The organism is Kitasatospora sp. YST-16 (assembly GCF_026802215.1).
GTDB classification, from domain to species: Bacteria; Actinomycetota; Actinomycetes; order Streptomycetales; family Streptomycetaceae; genus Kitasatospora; species Kitasatospora cineracea.
Map to the genome: position 1 here is coordinate 4,703,256 of NZ_CP113837.1, position 13,627 is coordinate 4,716,882.

General features: G+C 75.4%; 11 protein-coding genes. 7 read left to right on the forward strand and 4 right to left on the reverse strand.

Annotation, left to right across the window (positions count from 1 at the left end):
- Positions 1-60 precede the first annotated feature (60 nt).
- The gene (locus OU787_RS21620) at positions 61-852 is read left to right on the forward strand and encodes an alpha/beta fold hydrolase (RefSeq protein WP_268660303.1); all 792 of its coding nucleotides are present in this window, start codon (positions 61-63) and stop codon (positions 850-852) included.
- A gap of 94 nt (positions 853-946) precedes the next feature.
- On the opposite strand, the gene OU787_RS21625 is transcribed toward OU787_RS21620, so the two are convergent.
- From OU787_RS21625 to mce, 3 genes are all read right to left on the reverse strand, one after another.
- Positions 947-1,876 carry a cellulose-binding protein gene (locus OU787_RS21625; RefSeq protein WP_030457702.1) on the reverse strand — a complete coding sequence of 310 codons (930 nt, stop codon included), beginning with the start codon at positions 1,874-1,876 and terminating at the stop codon, positions 947-949.
- A gap of 108 nt (positions 1,877-1,984) precedes the next feature.
- Entirely contained in the window at positions 1,985-6,400 is a 4,416-nt protein-coding gene (locus OU787_RS21630) for a hypothetical protein (RefSeq protein WP_268660304.1), read from the reverse strand.
- 348 nt (positions 6,401-6,748) lie between these two features.
- Positions 6,749-7,183: a methylmalonyl-CoA epimerase gene (gene mce / locus OU787_RS21635; protein WP_030457700.1), complete on the reverse strand. Its 435-nt coding sequence runs from the start codon at positions 7,181-7,183 to the stop codon at positions 6,749-6,751.
- Between the two features lie 243 nt (positions 7,184-7,426).
- Between mce and OU787_RS21640 the strand changes: the two genes are divergently transcribed.
- Entirely contained in the window at positions 7,427-8,617 is a 1,191-nt protein-coding gene (locus tag OU787_RS21640) for an acetyl-CoA C-acetyltransferase (protein ID WP_268660305.1), read from the forward strand.
- 90 nt (positions 8,618-8,707) lie between these two features.
- The gene (gene meaB, locus OU787_RS21645; RefSeq protein WP_030457698.1) at positions 8,708-9,661 is read left to right on the forward strand and encodes a methylmalonyl Co-A mutase-associated GTPase MeaB; all 954 of its coding nucleotides are present in this window, start codon (positions 8,708-8,710) and stop codon (positions 9,659-9,661) included.
- A 9-nt stretch (positions 9,662-9,670) separates the two neighbouring features.
- Here meaB and OU787_RS21650 read toward each other — a convergent pair whose 3' ends face one another.
- On the reverse strand, positions 9,671-10,192 hold the full coding sequence (locus OU787_RS21650; protein WP_030457697.1) for a MarR family winged helix-turn-helix transcriptional regulator: 522 nt from the start codon (positions 10,190-10,192) through the stop codon (positions 9,671-9,673).
- 190 nt (positions 10,193-10,382) lie between these two features.
- Here OU787_RS21650 and OU787_RS21655 point away from each other — a divergent pair, with 190 nt between their 5' ends.
- Genes OU787_RS21655 through OU787_RS21670 form a run of 4 tightly spaced genes read left to right on the forward strand, consistent with a single transcriptional unit; the run spans position 10,383 to position 13,595 of the window.
- Positions 10,383-11,363 (forward strand): MBL fold metallo-hydrolase, encoded by a 981-nt coding sequence (locus OU787_RS21655; RefSeq protein WP_268660306.1) that lies wholly within the window; start codon positions 10,383-10,385, stop codon positions 11,361-11,363.
- Positions 11,364-11,416: 53 nt separating this feature from the next.
- Positions 11,417-12,814, forward strand: a complete 1,398-nt coding sequence (locus tag OU787_RS21660; RefSeq protein ID WP_268660307.1) for an ATP-binding protein — start codon at positions 11,417-11,419, stop codon at positions 12,812-12,814.
- Complete coding sequence (locus OU787_RS21665) at positions 12,811-13,230, forward strand: roadblock/LC7 domain-containing protein (protein WP_268660308.1); 420 nt, start codon at positions 12,811-12,813, stop codon at positions 13,228-13,230. The genes OU787_RS21660 and OU787_RS21665 overlap by 4 nt, the downstream gene beginning before the upstream one ends.
- Positions 13,227-13,595, forward strand: a complete 369-nt coding sequence (locus tag OU787_RS21670; RefSeq protein ID WP_030457693.1) for a DUF742 domain-containing protein — start codon at positions 13,227-13,229, stop codon at positions 13,593-13,595. The genes OU787_RS21665 and OU787_RS21670 overlap by 4 nt, the downstream gene beginning before the upstream one ends.
- Positions 13,596-13,627: the final 32 nt, after the last annotated feature.

The window sequence follows — 13,627 nt, forward strand, 5'->3', positions numbered from 1 at the left end:
AAGCGGATGAATCGGACAACCTGCGTCCGGGGCGTGCCCGGCGGGCCCTACGGTGGAACCATGACCTCGTCCAGCGCGCCGGCCGTCCGCGAGAACGGCACCGGCACCCCGCTCGTCCTGCTGCACGCCTTCCCGCTCCCCGCGCGGATGTGGGAGGTCCAACTGGAGCGCGTCCCCGGCCCGGCCGGGGACGACGCCCGGGTGATCGCGCCGGACCAGCGCGGCTTCGGCACCGCCCCGCTCGGCGACCTGCCCCCGTCGCTGGACACCGCCGCCGACGACCTGGCCGACCTGCTGGACGCGCTCGGCGTCGAACGGGCCGTCCTGGCCGGCCTGTCGATGGGCGGCTACGTGGCGATGGCCTTCGCCCGCCGCCACCCCGGCCGGCTGGCCGGACTCGTCCTCGCCGACACCAAGGCCACCACCGACACCGACGCCGCCCGCGCCAACCGGGAGCGGATCGCCGCCGCCGTCCTGGAGCGCGGCAACGTCGAGCTGCTCATCGAGGAGCAGATGGCGGAGAAGCTGCTCGCCCCCGGCACCGACCCCGAACTCACCGACGCGGTACGGCGGATGATCGCCGAGGCCGACCCGGCCGCGGTCGCCTGGGCGCAGCGCGCGATGGCCGCCCGCCCCGACTCGCTGGACGAACTGGCCGCCCTGGACGTCCCCGCCGCGGTCATCGTCGGCGAACTCGACACCGTCACCCCGCTCAGCGAGGCCCGGATGATGGCCGAGGCGCTCTCCGACGCCGAACTGACCGTCATCCCGGCGGTCGGCCACCTCTCCTCGCTGGAGGCCCCCGAGACCTTCAACACCGCCGTCCGGGCCCTGCTCAAGCGGGTCAAGTAGCCGGACGGCCGCCGGAACGCGCCGAGGGGGCCCGGAGCACGAGCTCCGGGCCCCCTCGGGCCGTTCTGGACTTCAGCGGTGTCCGGACAGGGTGTCAGCGCGACTGCTGCGCCGGCACGCCCAGCGAGTCGTCGGTCGGCTGGGAGGCCGCCGCGACCGCCGCACCGGTCAGCGTGGCCAGCATCTCGCGCACGTTGGTCAGCTGGGCGTTGATCGAGTCGCGGCGGTTGGTGAGCGCCGCCAGCTCGCGCTCCGACTCGCTGCGGACCCGGTCGGCCTTCGCGTTGGCGTCGGCCACGATGTCCTCGGCCTGGCGCTGCGCCGTCTCGATGGTCTGCCGGGAGCGGCGCTCCGCGTCGGTGCGCAGCTTCTCGGCCTCCAGGCGCAGCTGCTCCGCCCGGTGCTCGATCTCGGCCAGGCGCTTCTCCGCCTTGGCCTGACGGGCCGCCAGGTCGCGCTCGGACTGCTCCCGGCGCTTGGCCAGGTTGGTCTCGAACTCCAGGGCGGCCTGGGCGGCCTTGGTGCGGGTCTCCTCGAAGAGGGCGTCCGCCTCCTCGCGCTTGTTCTGCGCGTCCTTGTTGGCCTCGGCCCGCAGCTGCGCCGCGTCCGACTTGGCCTTGTCGACGATCCGCAGGCCCTCGTCCTCCGCCTTGGCCTTGCGGTCCTTGGCGTAGTTCTCGGCCTCGGTGCGGACCTGCTGCGCGGCGGCCTCGGCCAGCTCGCGGTGCTGCTCGGCGGCGCGGTGCGCCTCGTCGCGCAGGTCCTTGGCCTCCTCCTCGGCGAGGCGGAGGATCTTCTCGACGCGGGCACCGAGGCCGGCGTACGAGGGCTCCGCGTCGGTGACCGCGGCCTGGGCCGTCTGGGTCTCCAGGTGGAGTTCCTCGATGCGCTTCTCCAGCGCGCTGATCCGGGAGAGCGCGCTGTCTCGGTCGGCCACCAGCTTGGCGATCCGCTCGTCGACCTGGGCGCGCTCGTACCCACGGCGTACCAGGTCGAAGCCGTGCGGGGAGTGACTGTCGCTCATGGGATTTCTGGGCTTCCTGTCGTCAAACCGCTGAGATGGTTGAGGGAATCCTGACACGGTACCGGAGTGTCAACGGCGAAACGCCGTCGGTTCGCGGACAATGTCCGCTCAATCGGGTGGCGCGCCCCCGGAGCGATTGCCTCCCGACCGCGGAGAGCCCACTCCGGCACCTGCCTTGGGCCCTCCGTCCTTCTTGCTTCCCCCGTTGCCGTGGGCCGACGCGGCGGGCGCCTCGAACGCCTCCAACGCCGACAGCACGTCCTGGACCCGAGAGATCTCGGTGTTGATGTCCTTGCGCCGACGGACCAGCTCGTCCAACTCCCGCTGGCCCTCGTCGGTCACGCGCTTGGCCTCGGACTTCGCCTCGGCGAGGATCCGCTCGCTCTCCTCCGCGGCCAGCCGCAGCTGCTCCTCGGCGTCCGAACCGGCCCGGCGGATCCGCTTCTCGGCCTCCTCGTCGGCGCGCTTGAGCCGGGACGCGGCCTCGTCGGCCGCCGCCTCCAACTGCTCCTCGGACTCCATCTCGGCGGCCTTGAGCTTCGCCTCCGCCTTGATGATCAGCGCCTCGGCCCGGGTGGTGGAGTCGGCCAGCTTGTTCTCGGCCTCCTTGAGCAGCGTCTCGGCCTTGCGCACCGCGGCGATCCGCACCCGGCCCGCCTCCGCGGACGCCTCCGACGTCAGCTCGGACACCCGGGACTCGGCCGCCGCGATCAGCTCCGCGGCCCGCTCCTCGGCCTCCGCGACCTGCGCCTGCGCCTGCTCCTCGGCCTCGGTCAGCTGCTCCTGGGCCGCCGTCACCAGCGCGTCCACCCGCTCGCCGGCGGACTTCATCGCCTGCGCGTTCTCCTTGCGGGCCCGCTCGTGCAGCGCCTCGATCTCGGCGTCGGTGCGCTCGCGCAGCTCCTCGGCCCGCTCGCGGATCGCCGTGGAGTCCCGCCGGGCCTCCGAGAGCAGCGCGTCCGCGTCCGAACGGGCCTTCTCCACCTCGGCCTTGCCCTGCGCCTCGGCCTCGGCGCGCAGCCGCTCCGCCTCCTGGCGGGCCGCCGACACCATCGCGTCGGACTGCTCCTCGGCGGCCGCGGCCACCGCCAGCGCCTCCGCCTGGGCCTCCTCGCCGAGCTGCTCGGCGTCCGCGAACGCCTTCTCCAGCACCGACTTCGCCTGCTCGCGGGTCGCCTTGTCGTACGCCTCGGCGGCCTCCCGGGTCTCCCGGTCGAAGGACTCGGCCCGGCCGCGGATGTCCGCGTCGAAGTCCTCCGCCAGCGTCCGGGTCGCCAGCGCGTACTCCTCGGCGTCCGAGCGCAGCGCGGCCGACCGCTCCTCGGCCTCCGCCAGCGCCGCCGCCGCCAACTCCTCCGCCTCGGCCAGCACGCGCTGCCCGGCGGCCTCCGCCTCGGCCCGCTGCTGCTGCACGAACTCCGCGACCGCGGCCCGCAGTTCGGCGCTCTCCCGCTCCGCGGTGGCCCGCAGCTCGCGGTCGTACGCCTCGGCGCTCTCGCGCAGCTCGGTGCTCTCCCGCTCGGCCGCGGCCCGCAGCTCGGCGATCTGCCCGGTGGCCTTCTCGTGCATGCCGGCCACCGACTGGCGGACCTCGGCGGCCTCCTGCTCGGCCGCCGCGACCAGCTCGGCGGCCCGCGCCTCGCCGTTCGCCCGCGGCTGCTCGGCGGCGTGCTCGGCCCGCTCGCGCAGCTCCGCGGTCTCCCGCTCGGCGGTCGCCCGCAGCTCGCGGTCGTACGCCTCGGCGCTCTCCCGCAGTTCGGTGCTCTCGCGCTCGGCGGTGGCGCGCAGCTCGGCGGTCTCCCGCTCGGCGGCGGCGCGCAGTTCGCGGTCGTACGCCTCGGCGGCGGTGCGCTGCTCGGTGGTCTCCCGCTCGGCCCGCTCGCGCAGTTCGGCGCTCTCGCGCTCGGCGGCGGCGCGCAGCTCGGCGGTCTCGCGCTCGGCGGTCTCGCGCAGTTCGGCGGTCTCGCGGTCGGCGGCGGCCCGCAGTTCGCGGTCGTAGCCCTCGGCCTCCTCGCGCAGCCGGGCCGCCTCGGCCCGGTCGGCGGCGGCCTCGGTGCCCAGGGCGGCGGCGTCCGTGCGGGCGGCGGCCAGGGCCTGCTCGGCCTCGGTGCGCAGCCGCTCGGCGTCCTGCTCGGCGTCGGCGCGGGCCCGGGCGGCGTCGGTGGCGGCGCTCTCGCGCAGCGCGGCGGCCTCGGTGCGGGCGGCCTCGCGGACCTGCTCGGCCTCGCCGTCGGCGGCCTCCCGGACGGCGGCGGCCTCGGCCAGCTTCTCGGCGGTCTGCGCCTGGTCGCGCTCCAGGTCGGCGCGGGCGGCCTCGCGGGCGGCGGCGGCCTCCTCGCGCAGCGCCTCGGCGGCGGCCTCGGCCCGCTGGGCGACGGCGCGGGCGGCGTCCTCGGCGTCGGCGCGGAGGATCCGGCCGGCCTCCTCGGCCTCGGCGCGGTGCTGCTCGGCCCACTGGGCGGTGTCGGCCCGCAGCGCCTCGGCGGCGGCGTCGGCCTCGGCCCGGACGGTGGCGGCCGCGGCGGCGGCCTGCTCGCGCAGCTCGGCGCCGTGCCGTTCGGCGGCGGCCCGGGTCTCCTCGGCGGCGGCCTCGGCCGCGGCCAGCTTCTCGGCGCGGGCCTGCTCGGCGGCGGCGGTGATCTTCTCGCCCTCGGCGCGGGCCCGGGCCAGGGTCTGCTCGGCCCGGCCCTGGACGGCGGCGGCCTGCTCGCGGGCCTCCGCGCGCAGCCGCTCGACCTCCTCGCCGACGCCCGAACGCAGCGCGTCCGCATCGGACTTGGCGCTGGTCAGCAGCTCCTCGGCCTGCTTCGCGGACTCCTCGATCTGCACCGCGGCCTGCCGGCGGGCCTCGGCCCGGACCCGTTCGGCCTCGGCCTCGGCGGTGGAGCGCTGCTCCTCGGCCTGCTCGCGGGCCCGGGCGGCGTCGGCCTGCATCCGCTCCAGCTGCTCGCGGATCGAGGCGGCGTCCTCCATGGCGGCGTTCTGCGCCTGCTCGACGGCCTCGCGGGCCTGCTCCAGCAGGGTGCCGGCCTCGGACTTGGCGTGCTCGACCAGCCGTTCGGCCTCGGCGGCGGCCTCGCTGCGGGTGGACTCGGCGTCGTTGCCCGCCCGGGCGAGCACCTCCTCGGCCTGCTTGGCGGCCCGGGCCAGCCGCAGCGCGGCGTCCTTGGCGCCCTCGGCCCGGCCGGCCTCCTCGGCCTCGGTGCGGATCCGTTCGGCCTCGGCGGCGGCCTCCTCGCGCAGCCGGGCGGCCTCGGCCTCGGTGGCGGCCCGGCGCTCGGCGATCTCCGCCTCGGCCTCGGCGCGCAGCTCGTTGGCGACCGACTCGGCGGCGCCGCGCAGGCGCTCGCTCTCCTCGCGGGCGGCGGCCTTGGCGGCGTCCGCCTCGGCCTGCACGGTGGCGGCGGCGGAGCGGATCAGGTCGGCCTCGCGGGTGGCGGCGGCCACCATCTTGGCGATCTCGGCGCGGGCGGTGGCGGAGCGCTGCTCGCTGGCGGCGGCGCCGTCGGCGACCTTGCGCTCGGCCTCGCTGGTGGCCTCGGCCTGCAGGCGCTGGGCGGCGGCGGTGGCCTCCTCGCGCATCCGGGCGGCCTCGGCGCGGGCCCGCTCGGTCTCGGCCAGGGCCTCGGCGCGCAGCCGCTCTATCTCGGCCTGGGCGCCGGCCAGGGCGGCCGCGGCGCGCTCCTGGTCGGCGCGGGCCTGCTGCTTGAGGGTGGTGATCTCGGCCTCGGCGGCGGCGAGCTTCTGCTCGGCGGCGGCGTGCGCGTCGGCGAGCTGCTGCTGGGCGGCGCCGAGGGCGGCGGCGCGGTGCTCCTCGGCCTGGGCGCCGGTCTGCTGGGCCTGCTCGGAGGCGGCGCGCAGCAGGCGCTCGGCGTCGGTCTGGGCGCGCAGCAGGGCGGCCTCGGCCTGGGCCTGGGCCTCGCCGCGGGCGGCGTCGACGTCGGCGGCGGTCTGGGCGCGGGCCTGGTCGGCGAGGGCGGCGGCCTCGGCGCGGACGGCGGCCATCATCCGGTCGGCCTCGGCGCGGGCCTCCTGCAGCAGGCGCTGGGCCTCCTGCTCGGTGCCGGCGCGGGTCTGCTCCGCCCAGCTGACGTTCTCGTTGACGTGGCGCTCGGCGGCGGCCCGGAACTCGGCGAGCTCCTCCTCCAGCCGGCGGCGCCGGGCGTTGAACTCGGCCTCCAGCTGGGCGGTGCGCTCGGCGGCCTCGGCCAGCATCCGCTGGGTGGCGGCCTGCGACTCGCGCACGGCGCGCTCGGCGTCCGCGCGCAGCGCCTCGGCCTGCATCTCGGCGTTGCGCAGGACCTGTTCGGCCTGGCCGGAGACGGAGTCGAAGGCGCGCGGCTGGGCGAGCTGCCGGCGGGCCTCGTGCAGCTTGGCCCGGAGGACCTCCACCTGGTAGGCGAGGTCGTCGGCGTGCTCGATGGTCTTGTCCCGCTCCTTGCGGGCCTTCTCCAGCTCGGCCTCGAACTTGGAGAGGTGATCCTCAGCCTCGTAGCGGTCGTAGCCCCGCACTCCGCGGTCCATCCATCTCCTGGTCGCGTCCTCGACCGGGCCGCTCCGCCCCCGTGGTCCACGGGCGGATCGGTTGGTCCTTGCCGTCGCTCCGCCGTCCGGGTGGACCCGGGAGCGAAATGTTGCCTCTGGAGAATGGTGACAGATCCGAACGGCGACCGTCCGGCCGTGCCCGCGTCGTGGACTCCCCTGCGGTGCGCGGACCGGAGGTACCAGCGCACCTGGGCATTGTAGTGGGAGCCGCTCCCGGGGGAATGGGGGCGAGGTGCTTTTCGGAAGTTACCGACCGGTTCGTTACCGGCCGGACGGCCCCCGTACCCGCCCCGTACCCGGTGCGTACCCGCTCTCGACCGGCTCCGGTCAGTGCTCGGACGGCTCCGCGCTGGTGACCAGTTCGGTCAGCACGCCGCCGCAGTCCTTGGGGTGCAGGAAGGTGATCCGGGAGCCCATCGACCCCCGCCGCGGCTCGTCGTACAGCACCCGCACGCCCTTGCCCGCGATCGCGGCTGCGTCGGCGTCCACGTCGGCGGTGCCGAACGCGATGTGGTGCACGCCCTCGCCGTTCTTGGCCAGCCACTTGGCCACCGTGGAGTCCTCCCGGGTCGGCTCCAGCAGCTGCAGGTAGGAGGCCCCGCCGTCCCCGGTGTCGTTGATCTTCAGCATCGCCTCGCGCACCCCCTGCTCCTCGTTGACCTCGCTGTGGAACACCTCGAAGCCGTACGCGGAGCGGTAGAACTCGACCGTCCGGTCCAGGTCGAAGCAGGCGATGCCGATGTGGTCGATGCGGGTCAGCACGGTGTCCTCCGGAGGGTGCGGACGGTGAGGGATGGCACCCAGTGCAGCGCATCGCGCCGACCGGACGCCAGCGGGCCGCGCTGCGAGCCTGCTCACACGTCCCCGCCCGGTTCCGGCACGGTGTTCACTGGGAAGTGCCAGTAGCGCTGATCACATCGTCCCGGCGGTGACGCAGAGGTGACCGATCAGTACATTGACCGCATCCCCCGTACCCTCTGGTCCGACGCGCGAAGGGGCTCGTCCATGACTACTTCTGTGATCGTCGCAGGTGCCCGCACCCCGATGGGGCGGCTGCTCGGCTCGCTCAAGGGATTCTCCGGCGCCGAGCTGGGCGGCTTCGCCATCAAGGCCGCGCTGGAGCGGGCCGGGATCACCGGCGGGCAGGTGCAGTACGTGATCATGGGACAGGTGCTGCAGGCCGGCGCGGGGCAGATCCCGGCGCGGCAGGCGGCGGTCAAGGCCGGCATCCCGATGAGCGTCCCGGCGCTGAGCATCAACAAGGTCTGCCTCTCCGGGCTGGACGCGATCGCGCTGGCCGACCAGCTGATCCGGGCCGGCGAGTTCGACATCGTGGTGGCCGGCGGCCAGGAGTCGATGACCAACGCCCCGCACCTGCTGCCGAAGTCCCGCGAGGGCTTCAAGTACGGCGCGATCGGCATGCTCGACTCGATGGCCCACGACGGCCTGACCGACGCCTACGAGAACATCCCGATGGGCGAGTCCACCGAGAAGCACAACACCCGCCTGGGCATCACCCGCGACGTGCAGGACGCGATCGCGGCCGCCTCGCACCAGCGCGCCGCCAAGGCCCAGGCCGACGGCGTGTTCGAGGCCGAGATCACCCCGGTGCCGATCCCGCAGCGCAAGGGCGAGCCGGTGCTGTTCAGCCAGGACGAGGGCATCCGCGCCGACACCACCGTCGAGGGCCTGGCCAAGCTGCGCCCCGCCTTCGCCAAGGACGGCACGATCACGGCCGGCACCTCCTCGCAGATCTCCGACGGCGCCGCCGCGGTCGTGGTGATGAGCAAGGCCAAGGCCGAGGAGCTGGGCCTGAGCTGGATCGCCGAGATCGGCGCGCACGGCAACGTCGCGGGCCCGGACAACTCGCTGCAGTCGCAGCCGTCCAACGCGATCAAGCACGCCCTCGCCAAGGAGGGCCTGGAGGTCGCCGACCTCGACCTGATCGAGATCAACGAGGCGTTCGCCGCCGTCGCCCACCAGTCGATGAAGGACCTCGGCGTGGACGACTCGATCGTCAACGTCAACGGCGGCGCGATCGCGCTCGGCCACCCGATCGGCATGTCCGGCGCCCGCGTGGTGCTGCACCTGGCGCTGGAGCTGCAGCGCCGCGGCGGCGGGGTCGGCGCGGCCGCGCTGTGCGGCGGCGGCGGCCAGGGCGACGCGCTGATCGTCAAGGTCCCCGCGCAGGGCTGACCTGAATCCCGGGAAACCCCAGGACCCCCGTCGGGCCGCGCGTGCGGCCCGGCGGGGCGTCCGTCTTTCTGCTGCGAGGAGCGATTTTCGATGGCCGATGTGGCGACGCTGGTCGAGCAGGCCCGGCAGGGCCGTCCCCGGGCGGTGGCCCGGCTGATCACGCTGGTGGAGAACGCCGCGCCCGAACTGCGCGAGGTGATGGCGGCGCTCGCCCCGTACAGCGGGCGGGCCTACACGGTGGGCCTGACCGGCTCGCCGGGGGTGGGCAAGTCCACCTCCACCTCGGCGCTGGTGAGCGCCTACCGCCGGCTCGGCAAGCGGGTCGGGGTGCTGGCCGTCGACCCGTCCTCGCCGTTCTCCGGCGGGGCGCTGCTCGGCGACCGGGTGCGGATGCAGGAGCACGCCACCGACCCGGAGGTGTTCATCCGCTCGATGGCCACCCGCGGCCACCTCGGCGGCCTGGCCTGGGCCGCCCCGCAGGCGCTGCGGGTGCTGGACGGGGCCGGCTGCGACGTGATCCTGGTGGAGACCGTCGGCGTCGGGCAGTCCGAGGTGGAGGTCGCCGCGCAGGCCGACACCTCGGTGGTGCTGCTGGCCCCCGGCATGGGCGACGGCATCCAGGCCGCCAAGGCGGGCATCCTGGAGATCGGCGACGTGTTCGTGGTCAACAAGGCCGACCGGGACGGCGCGGACGCCACCGCCCGCGAGCTCAACCACATGCTCGGCCTGGGGGAGTCCCGGCAGGCGGGCGACTGGCGGCCGCCGATCGTCAAGACCGTGGCGGCCCGCGGCGAGGGCGTGGACGAGCTCGTCGAGGCGCTGGAGAAGCACCGCGGCTGGCTGGCCGAGACCGGCGAGCTGGACGCCCGCCGCCGGCGCCGGGCCGCCCAGGAGGTCGAGGCGATCACGCTGGCCGCGCTGCGCGCCCGGATCGGCGACCTGCGCGGCGACCGGCACCTTGACGCGCTGGCCGGGCAGGTCGCGGCGGGCGAGCTCGACCCGTACGCGGCGGCCGACCGGCTGGTGGCCGAACTGACCTCCTGAGGCTGCCGGTCAGCCCCGGCCGCGGAGCCCGCGCAGGTGCTCGGCGATCGGGGCCAGGGCCGCGTACAGCGCGTCCAGCTGCTCGTCGGTGAGCCGGTCGATGAAGTGCTCGCGGACGCTGCGGACGTGGTCCGGGGCGACCTTGCGGAGCGTCTCCCAGCCGTGCTCGGTCAGGTGCGCGTACAGGCCGCGGCGGTCGCCCGGGCACTCCTGGCGCAGCACCAGGCCGGCCGTCTCCATCCGGGTGATCTGGTGCGAGAGCCGGCTCTTGGACTGCAGGGTGGCGGTGGCCAGGTCGGTCATCCGCATCCGGCGGTCCGGGGACTCGGAGAGCACCACCAGGATCTCGTAGTCGTTGATGGCGAGGTTGTGCGCCTGCAGCTCCCGGCTCAGCTGGTGGTCGAGCAGCTTGCCGACCTCCAGGTGGGCGCGCCAGAACCGCTGCTCGCGGGCGTCGAGCCACGGGGTGTCCGCCTCGCCGTCCCGGCGGGAGGCGGGGACCGCGGGCGCTTCGGTCACAGGGTTGTCCATGCGGCCGAGTATAGCCGAAGTTGTTCAATGTTGTACGAATTCACCACCCGGACCGCCGCGCCCGACCGCGGTCCGGACCGAGTGCTCCGCCCACGCACCACCGCCGCCCCACCCGGCCGGATCCGGCCGCTCGTGGCCAATTCCCGGCCCGGAGTCAAACGGTGACACAGAGTTGGGCATAATCGCGCCCATGACGACGCGGAGCGCGCACTTCCATTCGATAGCCGACGGTATATACGCATGGCAGCCGCAGCAACGTGGTTGGGGACTGGCCAACTGCGGCCTGGTCACCGCCGGCGGCTCCGCGCTGTGGATCGACACCCCCTACGACCGCACCCTGGCCGGCGAGTTCCTGGAGCGCACCCGCGCCGTCCTCGCCCCCGGCACCGAGGTCGGCCGGATCGTGGTCACCCACGCCAACGGCGACCACCTCTGGGGCGCCGGCGTCCTGCCCGACGCCGAGGTCATCACCACCCGCGAGGCCCTGCACCACATCGCCTACGAGCCGACCCCCGAGCAGCAGCACGCCCTGCTGCAGAACCTCGACAAGGACGACGACACCGGCGCCTACCTGCACGAGCACTTCGGCTGCTTCGACTGGGCCGACACCCCGCCGGTCGTCCCCGACACCGTCTTCACCGGCGAACTCGACCTGCGCGTCGGCGACATCCCGGTGCAGATCAGCAGCCTCCCGCCGGCCCACACCAGCGGCGACCTGATCGTCCACCTGCCCACCCGCTCCACCGTCTTCACCGGCGACATCGTCTTCGGCTCCACCGCCGAGCGCCCCGGCGACCACCCCGTGCACTGGGCCGGCCCGCTCGGCAACGTCATCGACGCCGTCGAACGGCTGCTCGACACCGGCGCCGAGACCGTCGTCCCCGGCCACGGCCCGCTGCTCACCCGCGCCGACCTGCGCGCCCACGCCGGCTACCTGCGCTACGTCCGCGACCGCGCGCACGCCCTGCACGCCGCCGGCCGCACCGCCGCCGAAGCCGCCCGGGCCGTCATCGACGAGGCCCGCTACCCCGAACTCGGCCTCCCCGAACGGCTGCTGGTCACCATCGGCACCGAGTACCGGCACCTCGACGGCGCCGAACCCCCCGCCATGCTCGAGGTCGTCGGCCGGATGGCCGGCCTGGCCCGGCAGCGCGCCGCCCGCACCGCCTGAACCGACCCCAGCACCCCCCCTCCGACCCCAGCGACGACTTCCCCGAGGACCCCATGGTCGAGATCGTGCTCGCCCTGCTGGCCGGTGCCGCGCTGACCGCAGGACCCCTGCTCTGGTCGGCCCGGCGGGCCACCCGCACCGCCCGGGTCGCCACCCAGCGCGCCACCGAGGCCGAGACCCGCGCCCAGGGCGCCGAAGTCCGCGCCCGGGCCGCCGAGGACCGCGCCCGCACCGGCGAGGAACGCGCCCGCACGGCCGACGGCCGGGCCCACGCCGCCGAGGCCCGGCACACCCTCGCCGAAGCCCGGCTGGCCACCGCCGTCCGCGAACTCACCCACCTCGCGCACGAACGCCTGCCCGCCGCCGCCACCGCGCTCACCCACCCCCGCACCCCCGTCCCCGGCCCGCTCGACACCGGCACCGGCCACGAGGAACTGCACCGCGCCCTGGACGCCGTCCTGGGCACCGCCGTCCGCGCCGCGCTCGCCGAACGCGAACGCACCGACGCCGCCGCCCGGGCCGCCCTGCGCGGCGCCGCCTCCAAGATCCAGGCGCTGCTGATCCAGGTCCGCTCGCTGCTGGAGGAGATCCAGCTCACCGTCGACGACCCCCGGATGCTCGCCCTCGACTTCCGCAACGAACTCACCCTGCGCCGGGTCCAGTCCCTCGCCGTGCTCTCCGGCGCCTGGCCCGGCATGACCCGGGAGGACTCCCCGCTCGCCGAACTCTGCGTCGGCGCGCAGTCCCGGGTGGCCGGCTACGCCCGCGTCGAGATCACCAACCACCTGCGCGAACCCCGGCTCGCGGTGGCCGCCCGGGCCGCCGAACCCGTCGCCATCGCGCTCGCCGAGATCCTCGGCAACGCCACCGCCTACTCGCACCCCGAGACCCGGGTCGTGGTCTCCGTCGAACAGGGCAGCTCCGGCGCCCTGGTCGTGGTCGACGACATGGGCGTCGGCATGGAGCCCGACCAGCTCGAACGGGCCCGCGACCTGCTCGACGGCCAGGCCGAGGTGCTGCTCACCGAACTCGGCGACCCGCCGCAGGCCGGCTTCGCGGTGATCGGCCTGCTCTGCCGCCAGTTCGGCTTCGGCTGCCGGGTCGAACCCTCCCCGTACGGCGGCGTCCGCGCCATCCTGCGGCTGCCCGCCGACCTGCTCACCCTCACCGACCCGGCCGCCCCGCTCTCCGCCCTGGCCCCCCGCCCGATCACCCAGACCGCCCCGGTGTTCGACGCGGGCGACGCCCTGCCCACCCGCAAGCGCCGCGCCCCCCGCGTCCCGCACCAGGACGCGCCGTCCCCCCTCCCCGCCCCGGCGGGCACCACCCCCGACCGGGCCCGCAGCGCGTGGTCGGCCCTCCAGTCCGGCACCGCCGCCGGACGCAGCGCCGCCGACCGGCCGGCGCGCCCCGCAGGACCCGCCGCACCCGAAGGAGTCGAAACCCCGTGACCGCCCAGCTCCGCCGCCACACCGAGGACCTCTCCTGGGTCCTCACCCCGCTGCTCGACCTGCCCGGCGTCCAGAACGCCGTCATCGCCACCGGCGACGGCCTGGTCACCGGCCACTCCGCCGACCTCGGCCGGGACGGCGCCGACCGGGTCGCCGCCATGACCGCCTCGCTGCACGCCGCCGCCCGCGCCTTCACCACCGCCTTCACCGGCGCCGAGAAGGTCAAGCTCAACCAGACCGTGGTCGAGTCCGAGCACGGCTACGCCGTGGTCACCCCGGCCGGCGAGAACTCCTCGCTGGCCGTCTTCGCCCTCCCCGGCGCCGACCTCGGCACCATCGCCTACCAGATGCAGGTCCAGGTCGCCGCGCTCGCCCGGGCCCTGGCCAGCCCCGCCCGGGAAGCGAGCCGCACATGACCGCCTCCCCCCGCCCGCAGGGCCCCCACCGCCGCCTGGTGCCCGCCTACCTCGCCACCCAGGGCCGCACCGCCGCGGCCGGCACCCACCGCCTGGAACGGCTCAGCGTGCTGCACGCCGCCGCCGACCTCCCGGCCGGACTCGGCGGCGAACACCGCCAGTTATGGGAACTCGTCCGCCCCGGCGCCCTGACCGTCGCCGAGGCCGCCGCCCACCTGCGGCTGCCCGTCAGCGCGACCGTCTTCATCGCCGCCGACCTGGCCGAACGCGGCGCCCTGGCGGTCCGCGCGCCGATCCCCTCCGCCCAGCCGGTCAACCGGGACCTCGCCGAAAGGCTCCTCAGTGGACTTCGCGCCCTCAAGTAGCACCGCCACCCTGCCCGGTGACGGACCCTCGG